Here is a 15,314-nt window from a genome sequence, read left to right as displayed (position 1 = left end):
CGGCGTGCCCGCGATGAGCTTCAGGCCGCATGGAAGCGGCCCGGAGTGCAATAGAGCCGCGTCGCGGCGAAATGTTCAACCCTCCAGGCCGATCAATTGTCGCCGGCTGCGCTCGAACCAGTCGAGCAGGTAATCGGCGAGCACCTGGGTGCGCCGCGGCAGGCCGCCCTGGAACGGATGGACGAGGAACATCGGCGTGCTGCGCGTCTGGTAGTCGCGCAGCAACCAGGCCAGGCGGCCGTCGCCCAGTTCGTCGTGGACCATGTATGACGGCAGCCGGGCGATGCCGGTGCCGGCCAGCGCGGCCTTCTTCAACAGGCTGTAGTGGTTGCTGGCGAGAAAGCCGGAAACCCGTACCCGCTCCAGCCGATGGCGGCGGTGATAGAGCCACTCCTCATGGCCGCTGTAGTGCGAGTTCAGCAGGCACTCGCGCTCGGCCAGCTCGGCCGGGCGTTGCGGCTCGCCATGTCGCGCCAGGTAGGCGGGACTGGCGCAGGTGATTTCCTGCAGGACGAACAGCGGCCGCGCCACCAGCCGGGCGTCCTGCTCGACCCCAGAGCGGATCGCCAGGTCGAAGCCCTCGCCAACCAGGTCGCGCAGGCCGTTGTACAGGTCCAGCTCGACGCGCAGCAGCGGATGGCGCTCCTGGAAGTCCTCCAGCAGCGCGTCGAACAGGGTCTCGCCCAGCGAGACCGGGAGGGTCACCCGCACCCGTCCTTCCGCTCGCTCCTGCAAGCGCGCCACCGCCTGCCGCGCGCGCTCGGCCTGCACCAGCAACGCCTGCGCCTCGGGCAGCAGCGCGGCGCCGGCGGCGGTCAGCGAAAGACGGCGGGTGGTACGGTGCAAGAGGGTCACGCCGAGCTTCTGCTCGAGGACGCCAATGCGCTTCGACAGTTGGCCCTTGCTGCAACCGAGGCGCTCGGCGGCGCGGGTGAAACTGCCCAGGTCGTGGAGTACGGCGAAGGCGGCGAGATCGTCCAGGTCCTTCACGATTGTTTCCCTATGAAAACGGTAGGTTGTCGATTGACAGGATTATCCACAGCAAAGGCGACTCTACACTGGAAACCACTCACCTTCACGCAACGAGAGGCCTGTATGAAAATCATCCTGATCGGCGCCAGCGGCACCCTTGGCAAGGGCATCGACAAAGAACTCGGCGAGCGCCACGAGATCGTCCGGGTAGGCCACAGCAGCGGCGATTTCCAGGTCGACATCAGCGACGCGGACTCCATTCGCGCCCTGTTCGAGAAGACCGGTCGCTTCGACGCGCTGGTCGCCGCGGTCGGCAAGGTGCACTTCGGCGCCCTGGAGGAAATGGGCGAGGCGCAATACCAGCTCGGCCTGCGCGACAAGCTGATGGGCCAGGTCAACCTGGTACTGCTCGGCCGCGAGTACGCCAACGACGGGGGCTCCTTCACCCTCACCAGCGGCGTGCTCGCCGAGCAGCCGATCCGCTTCGGCAGTTCGGCGAGCATGGTCAACTGCGCCGTCGAGGGCTTCGTCCGCGGCGCAGCCCTGGAGTTGCCGCGCGGCCTGCGCATCAACGCCGTCAGCCCGACCGTGGTCAGCGAGGCGCTGCCCGGCTACGCGCCCTACTTCCGTGGCTTCAAGCCGGTTCCGGCGGCGGACGCCGCGCTGGGCTACGCACGCAGCGTGGAAGGCGCGCAGACCGGCCAGGTGTACCGCATCTGGTAAGCGATATTTCTCAGGAGAGGCGGTCGGCGTAGCAGGTCGGCGAACTGCCCGGCTGCTGGCGGTCCAGCTCTTCCTCGAGGAACTCGGCCAGCACCACGGCATTGTTGTGCTGCTGGTCGTGGGCGCCGTAGAGCAGCGTCAGGGTGCCCTCGCGAGCGCAGTCGAGCAGGCCCCACCAATGTTCCGGGTGCGCCTGCAACTCGGCGCGGTAGTGTTCACGGAAGCTGTCGAAGAGTGCCGGATCGTGGCAGAACTGCTTGCGCACCTCGTTGGAGGGCGCGACCTCCTTCAGCCAGTCGTCCATGGCCAGGGCTTCCTTGCGGATGCCGCGCGGCCACAGCCGGTCCACCAGTACGCGCCGGCCATCGGCGGGCGACGCCGGTTCGTATACACGCTTGCATTGGATCATCGATCGACTCCCTGGTTGCGATGAAGTCCGATCCGGACTTGAGCTAGGCCCGGACGCTCGGTAACGTGGGCGCATTTTCGATGGAGTCTTCCCTATGCGCCCTGCCCGTCTGCTGGTCTACAGCCTGCTCCCCTTGTTCACCGCCTGCCAGGTGTGGAAGCCCGAATCGCCGAGCACCAGTGTAGACACCCGCTTCCAGGGCGAACTGGTGAAGATCAACGGCGCGCTGCAATTCCGCCCCTGCACCGAGAAGCGCCTGTTCAGCATCGAGGACGTGGCCAATACCGGCCTGCGCCGCGAAGCCGACAGCCTGTTCGACGACGGCGCCCAGGGCCTGTTCGTCGACCTGCGCGGCACCATGGGACCGGCCAAGGTCCGCGGTACCGACGGCAAGCTGGAGGTCAGCCGACTGTACCGCGTGCAGAACGAGGGCCCCGGCTGCGACGACCCGAACTTCAAGCTGCTGACCTTCGCCGCCAACGGCAACGAACCCTTCTGGAGCGCCAGGGTGAACAACCAGGGCCTGCGCCTGGACCGCCCGGAACACGAGACCCTGGCCTTGCCTTACGTCGCCGAGGAACTGCCGAACGGCAGCACCAGCTATTCCAGCGAGGCGAACGGCAAGAAGGTCGAATTGTGGATCGCCCCGTCGTCCTGCACCGACAGCATGAGCGGCGCCTTCAGCAGCTACTCCGCCGAACTGCGCATCGATGGCGAGACGCTGCGCGGCTGCGCCTATCCGGGCGCACTGGGCAAGTGAAGCGAGGGGCCGCGCAGCGGCGGCCCTTCCCTACAAGAGCAGTCCGGCCTGCTCCAGGCGCCGCCGCAGCGCCGTCAGGCCGCCCTCGTACTCCCAGTAGGCGACGCGCCCGTGGGAGGCGCTGACCAGCAGGTATTTCTCGCTGATCGACTGGATCCGTTCGATGCGCAGCAGTTTCTCGACGAAGCGTTCCTCGCCGATCTGCTCGACGATTTCCCGGTTGTCCGCGTCGTAGCCGTGGACCATGAAGGCGGCGCGCACCTTGAGGCGGATGAAACTCATCGCACGGCTCTGCGCTGGAGGGAAAGATTGCGATGGCACACTGTCGAGCGCCCCGAGCCGTTCGGTCGCCGCGCCGGATCGGCGTAGGTTTCCAGCTCGACGAAGCCGGCCTTGCGCATCATTCCCGCCGACGCCAGGTTCTCTTCGTGACGATCGATATAGACGTCCTCGATGCCTTCGTCGGCCAGTTGGGCCAGCACCGCCTCCAGCAACGCGCTGCCGAGCCCCTGGCCGGCCGCCGCCGGATGCACTACCGCCTCGCAGATGTAGGCCCGCGGCGCATCGGCACGCTGCGGCTGGTAATGGGCGAAATCCTCGGTGCGACGGAAGCTGGCGAACCCCAGCAGCCGATCGTCGCGCTCGGCCAGGACGGCACGTACCTCGCCGTCGGCGATGGCTCGCAGATGCGCACGCACCCCCTCCTCCGGCAAATGGTTCCAGGGATTCGGCCCGTGGCGCAGCAACAGGTCGGTCATGGCCTCGATATCGCCGGTTTCGGCAGCTCGCAAACGGTGCATATCCACTCCTTCAAAGTCCAGCCACCAGCAGCCCGTCGGGCAACGCCACGCCGCGCTCGATGCAGGCAGCCAGCGCCTCGACCAGGGGTTCCAGCGCATAGCCCTGCCTGGCCAGCCAGACCGGATCGTAATAGGTGGTCGCATAGCGTTCGCCGCCGTCGCAGAGAATCGCCACCAGCGAACCCTTCTCGCCGGCCGCGACCATTTGCCGTGCGGCCACCAGGGCGCCGATCAGGTTGGTTCCGCTGGAGCCGCCGACCCGCCGCCCCAGGCGTCGGGCCAGGTAATGCATGGCCGCCAGCGACCAGGCGTCCGGCACCTTGACCATCGCGTCGATCACTTCCGGCAGGAAGGACGCCTCGACCCGCGGCCGGCCGATGCCCTCGATCCGCGAACCGCAATCCAGGGTCAGGCCACGGTCGCCGCTGACATAGGCGTCGAAGAACACCGAACGCTCGGCGTCGGCGCAGAGTACCCGGGTGCAGTGCTGGCGATAGCGCACGTAGCGGCCGAGGGTCGCCAGGGTGCCGCCGGTACCGGGGCTGGAGATCAGCCAGGTCGGGGTCGGGTACGGCTCGTGGCGCATCTGCTGGAAGATCGATTCGGCGATGTTGTTGTTCGCCCGCCAGTCGGTGGCGCGCTCGGCATAGGTGAACTGGTCCATGAAATGGCCACCGCTCTCCCGCGCCAGGCGTTCGGACTCGGCGTAGATCTGGGTGGGGTCCTCCACCAGGTGGCTCTGGCCGCCGTAGAAGGCGATCTGGGCGATCTTTTCCTTCGAGGTGCTGGCCGGCATCACGGCGATGAAGGGCAGGCCCAGCAGGCGTGCGAAATAGGCTTCGGAAATCGCCGTGGAACCGCTCGATGCCTCGATCACCGGCGCGGCCGGCCTGAGCCAGCCGTTGCACAGCGCATAGAGGAACAGCGAGCGCGCCAGGCGATGCTTGAGGCTGCCGGTGGGGTGGCTGGACTCGTCCTTGAAGTACAGTTCGACGCCAGGCAGGCCGGGAGTCTCCAGGGGGATCAAATGGGTATCGGCGCTGCGCTGGAAATCCGCTTCGATGATGCGGATCGCCTCGCGGGCCCATTGGCGGTGGTCGACGGTCATGGAAACTCCTTCAGTTCAGGACGCCGGCCGGAGGCGGCGGCGGAGCGCTGCGCCACTGGCTGATGGCGACGCCGATGAAGACCAGGCCGGCAGCGAGCATCTGCGGGCCGTTGAGGGTTTCGCCGAGGAACAGCGCGGCGAATACCAGGGTGAAGACCGGGATCAGGTTGATGAAGCCCGAGGCCTGGCTGGCCGGCAGTCGACCGACGCCGAAGTTGTACAGGCCGTAGGCGCCCACCGTGACCACCACGCCGAGATACACCACCGCCTGGATCCCCAGCGCGCTGGGCTGGCTCGGCAGGTCGGCGCTGGCCAGCGCCAGCGGCAGGAAGAACAACGTGCCGACGAAGGCCTGCATGGCGGTCAGGGCGAATGCCGAGTAGCGCGCCGACAGGTGCTTCAGCAACAGGGTATAGCCGGTGGCGCAGATCATCGCGAGAAGTTCGAAGAAGTTGCCCAGCAGCGGCTGCGGCGCGTGCAGGTCGGGCTCGCCGGCGAGGCTCAGCCAGATCGAACCGAGCACCGCCAGGCCGAAGCCGATCCAGGTCATCCGACCGATCCGTTCGTGCAGCAGCAACCAGGCCCCCACCGCCACCAGCAACGGCAGCAGCGCGGTGATCATCCCGGCCTGGGCCGCGCTGGTGTATTGCAGGGCGAAGGATTCGCAGAGGAAGTACAGGCAGGGTTCGCAGACGGCCAGGCCGAGCAGGTACTTCCAGTCGCCCGAGCGGTAGTCGATGCGTCCCCGCCAGCGCCAGGCGACGAGGAACACCAGGCTGCCGAGGGCCATGCGACCGAAGATCACCCAGAGCGGCGGCAGTTCGCGGAAAGCGACCTTCAGCACCACGTACGAACTGCCCCACAGCGCCATCGCCAGGATCAGGCAGGCCAGGGCGAACCAGCGCGTCCGAGTCAAGGGAATCTCCACCACGGGCGCCGTCGCGGCGCCGGAAAAAGGACTCCCAGTATAGGCAGCCGACTAGCCGCGCCGACAGGCACAGAAAGCGGGCAAAACTGTTGCGCCGTGCCTCACTGCTCCCAGGGCTTGCCGCGAGTCTTCTTCTCCAGCGGCAACTGCTGCAGCACCGCGGCCTTGGCCAGCATGTAGGCGCTGACCGGAGCGCTGATGAAGAGGAACAGGCTGATCAGCAGCTCATGCAGGCTGATGCCCGCCTGGCGGTTGGAGAAATAGATCAGCGAGGCGACGATCACCCCGCCGACCCCGAGGGTGGTGGCCTTGGTCGGCCCGTGCAGGCGCATGAAGAAGTCCGGCAGGCGGTACAGGCCGATCGCGCCGATCAGGACGAAGGCGCTGCCCAGCAGGAGGAACGCCGAGACGAGGATTTCCACCCACAGGCTCAGGGGTTCGCCAGTCATTCGATGATGTCTCCGCGCAGCATGTATTTGGCCACCGCCACCGTACCGACGAAACCGAGCACCGCGATCAGCAGCGCCGCCTCGAAGAACAGGTCGCTGTCGCGCCAGATGCCGTACAGCACCAGCAGGGCGATGGCGTTCACGTAGAGGGTGTCCAGCGCCAGCGCCCGGTCCGGCAGGCACGGCCCCTTGACCAGGCGCGCCAGGGTCAGCAACAGGGCCAGGCCGAGCAGCGCCAGGCACAGCGGGATCACGTAAGCGAGCATGGGAAGATCTCCTTCAGCGGCGCTTCGTAGCGTTGCTTGATCTCGGCGATCAGCGCCGCCTTGTCCGGCACGTCGAGGCCGTGCACCAGCAGGGTCTTGCGGTCGTCGCTGAGGTCCGACGACACCGACCCCGGGGTCAGCGAGACGATGCTCACCAGCACGCTGATGGCGAGGTCGTTCTCCAGCTCGATCGGCACCTCGACGAAGGCCGGACGCAAGCGCTGGATCGGTCCGAGGGTCAGGCGGGCGACCTGGATGTTGGCGACGAGGATGTCCCACATCACCAGCGCCAGCAGCTTCAGCAGCAACAACGGATGCCACTCCTGGCTGCGCCCGACCAGCAGGCGGTTGGTCAGCAGCGGAATGCACACGCCGAGGAAGGCGCCGAGCAGCCAGTGGCCGATGGCGAAGGAATCCACCAGCAGCAACCAGACCAGCAACAGCAGGACACTAAGCACGGGATGAGGCAATACGCGAAGAAGCGGACGCGGCAACGAACGGCTGATCATGCGGCACCTCCGCGGGTGATGATCTGGCGATACAGGTCGAGGTCGTGCAACTGCGCCGCGGTGGCCTGGACGTAGGCCAGCAGCGGCTTCGCGGCGAACACCAGCAACGGGCCGGCGGAGAGCAACAGGATGCAGGCGAACAAGCGGCCGTGGTCCAGTTCGGCGCTACCGAGCACGGTATGCCCGGTGCGCCAGAACAGCGTGCTGCCGGCCCGGCTCAACGCCACCAGCGCCACCAGGCCGCTGCCCAGTACCACGCTCCATAGGGCCAGCGCCTGGCTGCCGGGAGCGACCGACTGCAAAAGCATGACCTTGCCGAAGAACCCCGACAATGGCGGCAGACCGGCAACGGCGATGCCGCCGATGAAGAAAGCCCCGCCGAGCAACCGAGGATTCTGCAACGCCGGGCCCTGGACCAGGTCGCCGGCCTTGTCGCCGCGCTGGCGGGTGACCAGGTCGGCGAGCAGGAACAGGCCACCGGCGATCCAGGTACTGTGCAGCAGGTAGTACAGCGACGCCGCCAGCGCCCGCTCGCTGCCCAACGCCACGCCAGCCAGGAGGGTTCCGGCGGAGACCACCACCAGGTAGGCCAGCAGGCCTTGCAGGGTCCGCGCCGCCAAGGCACCGATCGCGCCCAGGCCGAGGGTCGCCAGGGCCAGCGGCCAGAGCCAGGCCTGCGCCAGGTTGGCCAGCTCGCCGGCGGCATCGCCGAAGACCAGCGTGTAGACCCGCAGGATCGAGTAGATGCCGACCTTGGTCATGATCGCGAACAGCGCCGCCACCGGCGCGCTGGCCGCGGCATAGGCGCGCGGCAGCCAGAAGTACAGCGGCAACAGCGCCGCCTTCAGGGCGAACACCACCAGCAACAAGAGCCCGGCTGCCGCCAGCAGCGGCGCGCGCTCGGCATCTGCCATGGCGATCTTCTGCGCCATGTCGGCCATGTTCAGGGTGCCGGTGAGGCCATACAGGGTACCCACGGCGATCAGGAAGAACGCCGAGCCGACCAGGTTTAGGATCACGTAGTGCAAGCCCGAGCGCACCCGCTCCGCGCCGCCGCCATGCAGGAGCAACGCGTAGGAGGCGATCAGGAGTATCTCGAAGAACACGAACAGGTTGAACAGGTCGCCGGTCAGGAAGGCGCCGTTGATACCGAGCAGCTGGAACTGGAACAATGCGTGGAAATGCTTGCCCAGGCGGTCGTCGCCACGCAGCGCGTAGATCAGCGCGGCGCTGCCGAGCACCGCGGTGGCCAGCAGCATCAGGGCGGCGAGACGATCGAGCATGAGCACGATGCCGAACGGCGCGGCCCAGTTGCCCAGGGCATAGACGCTCAGGTCGCCGCTGGCGGCCGTACGTATCAGCAGCAGGCTCAGGGGGATCAGTGCCAGCGCCGCGAGCAACGACAGGCCGCGCTGCCAGCGCTCGGCCAGCGGCAACAGCAGCAGGCTGCCGGCAAACAGGGGGAGCAGGATCGGCAGGATCAGCCAATGGCTCATGGGCGCGGCTCCTCCTCGTCCGGGCGTCCATCTACGTGGTCGCTGCCGAGGTCACCGAGGCCACGCAGGGCCAGGACCACGACGAAGGCGGTCATGGCGAAGCCGATGACGATGGCGGTCAGCACCAGCGCCTGCGGCAACGGATCACCATACTCCCCGGGAGTGCCGATCACCGCGACGCTGCCGCCGAGCCGGCCCATGGCGAACAGGAACAGGTTGACCGCGTAGGAGATCAGCGTGAGACCGAGCACCACCGGGAAAGTCCTCGCCCGCAGCAGCAGGTAGACGCCGCTGGCGGTGAGCAGGCCGAGGGTGATGGCGAACAGGGCTTCCATCAGAGCGCCTCCTCTTGTGCGACGGGTTCAGGCATCAGGCTGAGCTTGCCGAGGTAGGACAGGATCAGCAGCGCGGCACCGACCACGGTGAGGTACACGCCGAGGTCGAACAGCATCGCCGTGGCCAGCTCGATCTCGCCGATCAGCGGCAACTCGAAGTGGCCGAACGCGGAAGTCAGGAACGGATAGCCGAACAGCCAGCTGCCGAGCCCGGTGAGCCCGGCGATCAGCACTCCGGCGCCAGCCATGGCCGCATAGTTCAGCGGCAGGCGCTGCTCGACCCACTGCGAGCCGCTGGCGATGTACTGCAGCACCAGGGCGATGGCAGTCACCAGGCCGGCGATGAAACCTCCGCCCGGCAGGTTGTGGCCGCGCAGGAAGATGAACACCGAGATCAGCAACGCCAGCGGCAGCAGCACCCGCGACAGGGTTTCCAGGATCAGCGGGTGCTTGGCGTGGGCCCAGTTGCGCCCCTGCGGGTCGCAGGTCGGCTTGTGCAGGGCGAAACCGGAGAGCATCGCGTAGATACCGACACCGGCGATCGCCAGCACGCTGATCTCGCCGAGGGTATCGAAACCACGGAAGTCCACCAGGATGACGTTGACCACGTTGTAGCCGCCGCCCCCGGAGACGCTGTTCTCGACGAAGAATCCGGCGATGCTCTCGTAGGGCCGGGTCAGCACCGCGTAGGCCAGCAGCGCCACCAGCATGCCGACCCCGCCGGCCAGCGCCACGTCGCGCAGGCCGCGCAGGCTGGAGGACTCCGCCGGAGTGCGCGAGGGCAGGAAATACAGCGCCAGCATCAGCAGGACCATGGTCACCACTTCCACCGACAGTTGGGTCAGCGCCAGGTCCGGGGCCGAGAAGCGAGCGAAGGCCAGGGCCACCAGCAGGCCGGCGACGCTGAGGATCAATAGCGCGACCAGGCGCATGCGATGGAACAGCGCCGTGGCCAGGCCGCTGAAGGCCAGCACCAGCATGCCCAGGGCGGTGATACCGTCCAGCGGGGTCAGCCCGCGCGAGCCGGTCAGCCTCGCCAGCGGCGCCAGCTCGACCGCCACCACGACCAGCGCCGCGCCCAGCAGCCAGGCCAGGTAGCGCTGCAGCGACCCGTTCTCCAGCCAGGCGGTCAGGCGCGCGGCCAGGGCCACCACACGTTGCACCTGCTGCTCGAAGACCAGCTTGGCGTCCACCTCCGGCAACCCGGCGTACCAGTTGAACAGCGGCTTGCGCAGGACATAGACCAGCACACCGCCAACCAGCGCCACCACGCTCATCAGCAATGGCAGGTTGAAACCGTGCCAGATCGCCAGGCTGTATTCCGGCAGTTGCCCGCCAAGGCTGGCACTGGCGGCGGCGGCCAGCAGCGGCGCCACGGTGTAGGCCGGCAGCATGCCGACCAACAGGCAGAGGAACACCAGGATCTCCACCGGTACCTTCATGTAGCGCGGCGGCTCGTGGGGCGGGAACTTCGGCAACCGGGCCGGCTCGCCGTTGAAGAACACGTCGTGGATGAAACGCAGCGAATAGGCCACCGAGAACACACCGGCCAGGGTCGCCACCGCCGGCACCAGCCAGTTGAAGCTGCCCAGCAGGTTCTGGCTGAGGGTTTCGCCGAAGAACATCTCCTTGCTGAGGAAGCCGTTCAGCAGCGGCACCCCGGCCATCGCCAGGGAGGCGACGATGGCCAGCACCGCGGTATGCGGCAGGTACTTCCACATCCCGTTGATCAGGCGCATGTCGCGGCTGCCGGTCTCGTGGTCGATGATCCCGGCGGCCATGAACAGCGAGGCCTTGAAGGTCGCGTGGTTGATGATGTGGAACACCGCGGCGACGTTCGACAGCGGGGAGTCGAGGCCGAACAGCAGGGTGATCAGGCCCAGGTGGCTGATCGTCGAGTAGGCCAGCAGCCCCTTCAGGTCATGCTGGAACAGTGCCATGCCGGCGCCCAGCAACAGCGTTACCAGGCCGCTCAGGCTGACCAGGTAGAAGAACCACTCGGTGCCGGCCAGCGCCGGATACAGCCGGGCCAGCAGGAACACGCCGGCCTTGACCATGGTCGCCGAGTGCAGGTACGCGGAAACCGGGGTCGGCGCCGCCATCGCGTGGGGCAGCCAGAAATGGAAGGGGAACTGCGCCGACTTGGTGAACACGCCGAGCAGGATCAGGATCAGTACCAGCGGATACAGGGCGTGGGCGCGGATCAGCTCGCCAGCCGCGAGGACCTCGGTGAGTTCGAAGCTGCCGGCGATGTGGCCGAGCAGCAGCACCCCGGCCAGCAGCGCCAGGCCGCCCCCTCCGGTAACGGTCAGGGCCATCCTCGCACCCTTGCGGGCGTCGGAACGGCTGCCCCAGAAGCCGATGAGCAGGAACGAGGACAGGCTGGTCAGCTCCCAGAAGAGCATCATCAGCAAGAGATTTTCCGCGAGCACCACGCCGAGCATGGAGCCCATGAACAGCAGCAGGAAAGCGAAGAAACGCCCCATCGGCTCCTGTTCGGAGAGGTAGTAGCGGGCGTAGAGGATCACCAGTAGGCCGATGCCGAGGATCAGCAGGGCGAAGAGGAAACCGAGGCCGTCCAGGCGCAGGCTGAGGTTGATGCCGATTTCCGGCAGCCAGGAATAGCTGGCGGTCAGGGTCTGCCCGGCGAACACCGTGCCGCGCTGCCCGAGCAACAGGACCAGGCCGATCAGCGGCGCCACGCCGGCGGACGCCGCGCACAAGGTGCGGCCGCCACGCTCGGCGAGCAGGGGCAACAACGCCCCCATGAACGGCAGCGCGATGATCAGCGCCAGAATCATGGGCTACTCCTCTTCGGTGGCGGAGCCCCCGGCATGCCTGGCCGGCGGTGCTTCCCCGCGGTTGTCGGTGCGCGGCCGGATCGCCAGCAGCTCGAAGCCCCGCCCGCCACCGGCAGGCGCGGCGCAACGGAGCTGCGATTATCGCAATCTATCGAACGAACGTCATGGATTGAATTATTACAAAATTCAGGCGTTCCGACTGCCGGAAAGCCGAAAAAAACTCTGCAACGGCAACGACTTGAAGCTTAGCAAGACAACCCCGGCAATGGCTCGGCGACACAACGAAAACGGCCGGCGAAGTGCCGGCCGTGGGACAACGAGGGAAGAATCAGTGAGCGACGCGGCTGGTGCCGTTGACGGTCAGGATGCGCACGCGCTCGCCGACGCGGAAGATCTGGCCCTGGTCGACCTGCTGGACGTAGGCGCGGGTGCTGCCGTCGTCTTCGCGCACGGTGATCTCGACGCCCTGGGTGCGCGTCAGGCCTTCTTCGGTAGCCGCGCCCAGCAGACCGCCAGCGACCGCGCCGATGATGGCCGCGACGTAGCTACCCTTGCCGCCACCCACCGCGCTGCCGGCGACACCGCCGACGCCGGCACCGGCGATGGAACCGATCGGGGTCTTGGTGCCTTCGATCTTGACCGGGCGCAAGGCCTGGATGGTGCCCATGCGTACAGTCTGCACGGTACGGGCTTCCTCACGGCTGTAGGTATCGCCGGTGAGGCTGGATTGGCAGCCGCCAAGAGCCAGGGCCATGGCGGTGAAGGAAGCAACGATCAAGGCAGACTTGCGCATAACGGCATCTCCGAAAGGGATAACTGACGAATATTAGACTCTCCCGCAGCCGCTCCTGTCACCTGGCCGGCGCGAGATAATCGAATCGATTCAGCAATGGTACAGGTTCGTTCAGTTTCGACCGAACCCTCCCGCTTTCATCGGCGGGACCGATCGGCTAGGGTGAGCGCCCGCAGAAGGAACAGCCATGGACTATTTCATCATCGTCGTCACCACCGCCGCCGGCCTGTATTTCCACTGGTGGATCTACTGGCGCATCCGCCGCTGGATGGACCGCGACCTGGCGCTGTCATTCGCCGGCGACGACCCGCAAAAGCGTGACTATCTGTTACAGCGACTGGCCGAGGCCAAGGCCAGCAAGGTGAAGCGGCGCGACCTGCCAGCCTGGCTGGAGCGCGCCGCCGCCGACTACCCTTCCCGCGAAGCCTGAGCCAGGCGCCAGAGCCGGGCGATCTGCTCGGCGCGCGCCTCCAGTTCCGCCGCCGCTCCGGCACAGGCCTGCTCCAGGCTGATCGGTCCCGGCGCCAGGCTGAACGCCGCATCGATGCCGGCATCGTGCAGGCGCTGGTAGCCGTCGCCCAGGCTGCCGGCCAGGGCTACCACGGGAACGCCGGCCTGGCGCGCGATCCGCGCCACGCCCACCGGGGTCTTGCCGTGCAGGCTCTGCGCATCCAGGCGGCCCTCGCCGGTCAGCACCAGGTCGGCACCGACCAGCGCATCGGCCAGCCCGGCCAGCTCCGCCACCAGTTCGATGCCTGGGCGGAAACGCGCGCGGAGGAATGCCCTCGCGGCGAAACCCAGGCCGCCGGCGGCGCCGACGCCCGGCACCCGGCTGAAGTCCTCGCCCAGGGTCGCCGCGACCACCTTGGCGAAGTGCGCCAGGGCGGCATCCAGTTGCGCCACCTGTTCGACGCTGGCGCCCTTCTGCGGACCGAACACCGCCGACGCGCCGCGCGGCCCGCATAGCGGGTTGTCGACGTCTGCGGCGACTTCCACCGCGACATCCACCAGGCGCGGATCCAGCCCGCCCAGGTCGAGACTGTGCAGGCCAGCCAGCGCGGCGCCGCCGGGCGCCAGTTCCTCGCCGTCGGCAGCCAGGAAACGCACGCCGAGCGCGCTCAGCAGGCCGGCGCCGGCATCGTTGGTAGCGCTGCCGCCGAGGCCGAGGATGATCTTCCGCGCCCCGGCGTCCAGCGCCGCACGGATCAGCTCGCCAGTACCACGGCTGCTGCTGCGCGTGGCGTCGCGGCGGTCGCGCGGGACCAGGTGCAAGCCGCTGGCGGAAGCCATTTCGATCACTGCGGTGGCGTCGTCCAGCCAGCCCCAGTGCGCCAGGGTCGGCTCACCGAGCGGGCCTTCGACCCGGCATTCGCGACGTTCGCCGGCGGTGGCGGCGAGTACCGCATCGACCGTGCCTTCGCCGCCGTCCGCCAGTGGCCGCAGCAACACCTCGGCCTGCGGGAAGACTCGCCGCCAACCGCGTGCGATAGCCTCGGCGACGTCGGGCGCGGACAGGCTTTCCTTGAACGAATCAGGAGCAATCACGATTTTCATCAGTCACCTCACAGGGCCGGGAGTCCCCGGCCCCGCTTCAATCAGAGCAGCACAAGGCTGAGCAGCCATACCGCGAGCATACCGGCGATACCCTGGACCAGGGTCGCCAGGGTCTGGGCGCGATAGGCAGTGGATACGGTCATGCGGCTGAACTGGGTGACCACCCAGAAGAAGCTGTCATTGGCGTGGGACACCGTCATCGCCCCGGCACCGATCGCCATGACCGTCAGCACCCGGCCCATCTCGCTGTCCAGGCCGAGCTGCGGCAGCAGCGGAGCGACCAGCGCCGAGGTGGTGACCAGCGCCACGGTGGTCGAGCCCTGCGCGGTCTTCAGCGCGGCCGCCACCACGAACGGCATGAACAGGCCGATGCCCAACGCGGACAGGGTGCTGCCCAGGTAGTCGCCGAGCGGAGTGATCTTCAGCATCGCACCGAAGGCGCCGCCGGCGCCGGTGATCAGCAGGATCGGCGCGGCCGACTGGATGCCTTCCACCACGCGCTCATGGAATTCCTCGCGCTTGCTCTGGCCCTTGAGCAGGGTGCAGGCCAGGGCCAGGCCGACCAGCAGGGCGATCACCGGTTGACCGAGGAAGTTCAGGCAGGCGAACAGTACGCCCTCGCCCAGCGGCTTGCTCGGGAATACCGCGACCGAGCCAAGGCAGATCAACAGGATCGGTACGAAGATCGGCGCGAACGCCTGGGTCGCGCTGGGCAGCTTGCCGTAGCGGGCACGCAGCTCGCTGAAATCCTCTTCGGTCTGGACGACCTGGCCGTCGTCGACCAGGGGAATGTCCTTGCCGACGAAGCGATTGGCCCACCACATGCCGGCCATCGCGGTGACGAAGGCGACCACCAGGCCGACCGCGATCACCAGGCCAAGGCTGGCGTCCAGGCCGAGGTTGCCGGCCGCGGCGATCGGTCCCGGGGTCGGCGGCACGAAGGTGTGGGTGGCGTAGAGACCGGTGGCCAGGGCCACGCTCATGGCGATGGTGGATATCTTCATCCGCGCCGCCAGGGCGTTCTTCAGCGAGTTGAGGATGACGAAGCCGGAATCGCAGAACACCGGGATCGACACCAGGTAGCCGATGATCGACATGGTCAGGGTCGGGAAGCGTTCGCCGAGCAGGCGGATCACGCTTTCCGCCATGGTGATCGCCGCACCGCTGCGCTCGAGGATCACCCCGATGATGGTGCCGAGCACGATGACGATGCCGATGTAGCCGAGGATGCTGCCGAAGCCGCCGGTAACGGTCTTGACGATTTCCGCCGTGGGTACCTGGTAGGCGAAGCCGGCGATCAGCGCGGCCGCCAGCAGGGCGAGGAACGGGTGCAGCTTGAGTCGCGTGGTGGACAGGACGATAAAGGCGATCAACGCCAGCAGGATCAGGACCAGGGTCATGAGCCGCCTCC

Annotated in this window: 18 protein-coding genes; 3 read left to right on the top strand and 15 right to left on the bottom strand. The window is 67.5% G+C overall.

Features of this window, described 5'->3' with window-relative positions:
* Positions 1–75: 75 nt before the first annotated feature.
* Positions 76–990 (bottom strand): LysR family transcriptional regulator, encoded by a 915-nt coding sequence (locus tag LT948_RS02050; protein ID WP_003116312.1) that lies wholly within the window; start codon positions 988–990, stop codon positions 76–78.
* A gap of 105 nt (positions 991–1,095) precedes the next feature.
* On the opposite strand from LT948_RS02050, the gene LT948_RS02045 reads away from it, so the two are divergent.
* Entirely contained in the window at positions 1,096–1,695 is a 600-nt protein-coding gene (locus tag LT948_RS02045) for a short chain dehydrogenase (protein ID WP_003108693.1), read from the top strand.
* A gap of 10 nt (positions 1,696–1,705) precedes the next feature.
* On the opposite strand, the gene LT948_RS02040 is transcribed toward LT948_RS02045, so the two are convergent.
* Positions 1,706–2,104 carry a DUF488 domain-containing protein gene (locus LT948_RS02040; protein WP_003086382.1) on the bottom strand — a complete coding sequence of 133 codons (399 nt, stop codon included), beginning with the start codon at positions 2,102–2,104 and terminating at the stop codon, positions 1,706–1,708.
* A 94-nt stretch (positions 2,105–2,198) separates the two neighbouring features.
* Here LT948_RS02040 and LT948_RS02035 point away from each other — a divergent pair, with 94 nt between their 5' ends.
* Positions 2,199–2,864: a COG3650 family protein gene (locus LT948_RS02035; RefSeq protein ID WP_023092128.1), complete on the top strand. Its 666-nt coding sequence runs from the start codon at positions 2,199–2,201 to the stop codon at positions 2,862–2,864.
* Positions 2,865–2,894: 30 nt separating this feature from the next.
* On the opposite strand, the gene LT948_RS02030 is transcribed toward LT948_RS02035, so the two are convergent.
* From LT948_RS02030 to LT948_RS01980, 11 genes are all read right to left on the bottom strand, one after another.
* On the bottom strand, positions 2,895–3,146 hold the full coding sequence (locus LT948_RS02030; protein WP_003082096.1) for a hypothetical protein: 252 nt from the start codon (positions 3,144–3,146) through the stop codon (positions 2,895–2,897).
* Positions 3,143–3,664 (bottom strand): GNAT family N-acetyltransferase, encoded by a 522-nt coding sequence (locus LT948_RS02025; protein WP_003082093.1) that lies wholly within the window; start codon positions 3,662–3,664, stop codon positions 3,143–3,145. The genes LT948_RS02030 and LT948_RS02025 overlap by 4 nt, the downstream gene beginning before the upstream one ends.
* A 10-nt stretch (positions 3,665–3,674) precedes the next feature.
* Positions 3,675–4,772: a PLP-dependent cysteine synthase family protein gene (locus LT948_RS02020; protein WP_003112514.1), complete on the bottom strand. Its 1,098-nt coding sequence runs from the start codon at positions 4,770–4,772 to the stop codon at positions 3,675–3,677.
* 10 nt (positions 4,773–4,782) lie between these two features.
* Positions 4,783–5,688: a DMT family transporter gene (locus LT948_RS02015; RefSeq protein WP_023092129.1), complete on the bottom strand. Its 906-nt coding sequence runs from the start codon at positions 5,686–5,688 to the stop codon at positions 4,783–4,785.
* Between the two features lie 113 nt (positions 5,689–5,801).
* The gene (locus LT948_RS02010) at positions 5,802–6,149 is read right to left on the bottom strand and encodes a Na+/H+ antiporter subunit G (RefSeq protein WP_003086373.1); all 348 of its coding nucleotides are present in this window, start codon (positions 6,147–6,149) and stop codon (positions 5,802–5,804) included.
* Positions 6,146–6,415, bottom strand: coding sequence for a K+/H+ antiporter subunit F (locus LT948_RS02005; protein ID WP_003082079.1), 270 nt, complete (start codon positions 6,413–6,415; stop codon positions 6,146–6,148). Before LT948_RS02005 ends, LT948_RS02010 begins: the two co-directional genes overlap by 4 nt.
* Complete coding sequence (locus LT948_RS02000; protein ID WP_021264419.1) at positions 6,400–6,924, bottom strand: Na+/H+ antiporter subunit E; 525 nt, start codon at positions 6,922–6,924, stop codon at positions 6,400–6,402. Before LT948_RS02000 ends, LT948_RS02005 begins: the two co-directional genes overlap by 16 nt.
* The gene (locus tag LT948_RS01995) at positions 6,921–8,420 is read right to left on the bottom strand and encodes a monovalent cation/H+ antiporter subunit D (RefSeq protein ID WP_209364684.1); all 1,500 of its coding nucleotides are present in this window, start codon (positions 8,418–8,420) and stop codon (positions 6,921–6,923) included. Before LT948_RS01995 ends, LT948_RS02000 begins: the two co-directional genes overlap by 4 nt.
* On the bottom strand, positions 8,417–8,755 hold the full coding sequence (locus LT948_RS01990; protein WP_003082068.1) for a Na+/H+ antiporter subunit C: 339 nt from the start codon (positions 8,753–8,755) through the stop codon (positions 8,417–8,419). The genes LT948_RS01995 and LT948_RS01990 overlap by 4 nt, the downstream gene beginning before the upstream one ends.
* Positions 8,755–11,556 (bottom strand): monovalent cation/H+ antiporter subunit A, encoded by a 2,802-nt coding sequence (locus LT948_RS01985; protein ID WP_023092131.1) that lies wholly within the window; start codon positions 11,554–11,556, stop codon positions 8,755–8,757. The genes LT948_RS01990 and LT948_RS01985 overlap by 1 nt, the downstream gene beginning before the upstream one ends.
* A 328-nt stretch (positions 11,557–11,884) precedes the next feature.
* Positions 11,885–12,349, bottom strand: coding sequence for a glycine zipper 2TM domain-containing protein (locus LT948_RS01980; protein ID WP_003082056.1), 465 nt, complete (start codon positions 12,347–12,349; stop codon positions 11,885–11,887).
* Between the two features lie 187 nt (positions 12,350–12,536).
* Between LT948_RS01980 and LT948_RS01975 the strand changes: the two genes are divergently transcribed.
* Complete coding sequence (locus LT948_RS01975; protein ID WP_003082053.1) at positions 12,537–12,779, top strand: hypothetical protein; 243 nt, start codon at positions 12,537–12,539, stop codon at positions 12,777–12,779.
* Here LT948_RS01975 and LT948_RS01970 read toward each other — a convergent pair.
* Positions 12,758–13,903: a glycerate kinase gene (locus LT948_RS01970; protein ID WP_003116306.1), complete on the bottom strand. Its 1,146-nt coding sequence runs from the start codon at positions 13,901–13,903 to the stop codon at positions 12,758–12,760. The two genes, LT948_RS01975 and LT948_RS01970, sit on opposite strands and share 22 nt — an antisense overlap.
* A 41-nt stretch (positions 13,904–13,944) precedes the next feature.
* Positions 13,945–15,303: a GntP family permease gene (locus LT948_RS01965; RefSeq protein ID WP_015503357.1), complete on the bottom strand. Its 1,359-nt coding sequence runs from the start codon at positions 15,301–15,303 to the stop codon at positions 13,945–13,947.
* Between the last annotated feature and the right edge of the window lie 11 nt (positions 15,304–15,314).

Source organism: Pseudomonas sp. CP-1, assembly GCF_021213715.1.
Classification (GTDB): Bacteria; Pseudomonadota; Gammaproteobacteria; order Pseudomonadales; family Pseudomonadaceae; genus Pseudomonas; species Pseudomonas aeruginosa.
The sequence above is the reverse complement of the archived record's forward strand: the minus strand, read 5'-3'. Positions and strand labels throughout refer to the sequence as shown.

Bases quoted from the DNA above. Each gene is read 5' to 3' on its own strand.
- LT948_RS02020 (WP_003112514.1), bottom strand. From the start codon at position 4,772: ATGACCGTCGACCACCGCCAATGGGCCCGCGAGGCGATCCGCATCATC.
- LT948_RS02005 (WP_003082079.1), bottom strand. From the start codon at position 6,415: ATGCTCGCTTACGTGATCCCGCTGTGCCTGGCGCTGCTCGGCCTGGCC.
- LT948_RS01980 (WP_003082056.1), bottom strand. From the start codon at position 12,349: ATGCGCAAGTCTGCCTTGATCGTTGCTTCCTTCACCGCCATGGCCCTG.
- LT948_RS02010 (WP_003086373.1), bottom strand. From the start codon at position 6,149: ATGACTGGCGAACCCCTGAGCCTGTGGGTGGAAATCCTCGTCTCGGCG.
- LT948_RS01975 (WP_003082053.1), top strand. From the start codon at position 12,537: ATGGACTATTTCATCATCGTCGTCACCACCGCCGCCGGCCTGTATTTC.
- LT948_RS01985 (WP_023092131.1), bottom strand. From the start codon at position 11,556: ATGATTCTGGCGCTGATCATCGCGCTGCCGTTCATGGGGGCGTTGTTG.
- LT948_RS02025 (WP_003082093.1), bottom strand. From the start codon at position 3,664: ATGCACCGTTTGCGAGCTGCCGAAACCGGCGATATCGAGGCCATGACC.
- LT948_RS02035 (WP_023092128.1), top strand. From the start codon at position 2,199: ATGCGCCCTGCCCGTCTGCTGGTCTACAGCCTGCTCCCCTTGTTCACC.
- LT948_RS01995 (WP_209364684.1), bottom strand. From the start codon at position 8,420: ATGAGCCATTGGCTGATCCTGCCGATCCTGCTCCCCCTGTTTGCCGGC.
- LT948_RS02030 (WP_003082096.1), bottom strand. From the start codon at position 3,146: ATGAGTTTCATCCGCCTCAAGGTGCGCGCCGCCTTCATGGTCCACGGC.
- LT948_RS02045 (WP_003108693.1), top strand. From the start codon at position 1,096: ATGAAAATCATCCTGATCGGCGCCAGCGGCACCCTTGGCAAGGGCATC.
- LT948_RS01965 (WP_015503357.1), bottom strand. From the start codon at position 15,303: ATGACCCTGGTCCTGATCCTGCTGGCGTTGATCGCCTTTATCGTCCTG.
- LT948_RS02040 (WP_003086382.1), bottom strand. From the start codon at position 2,104: ATGATCCAATGCAAGCGTGTATACGAACCGGCGTCGCCCGCCGATGGC.
- LT948_RS01970 (WP_003116306.1), bottom strand. From the start codon at position 13,903: ATGAAAATCGTGATTGCTCCTGATTCGTTCAAGGAAAGCCTGTCCGCG.
- LT948_RS01990 (WP_003082068.1), bottom strand. From the start codon at position 8,755: ATGGAAGCCCTGTTCGCCATCACCCTCGGCCTGCTCACCGCCAGCGGC.
- LT948_RS02000 (WP_021264419.1), bottom strand. From the start codon at position 6,924: ATGATCAGCCGTTCGTTGCCGCGTCCGCTTCTTCGCGTATTGCCTCAT.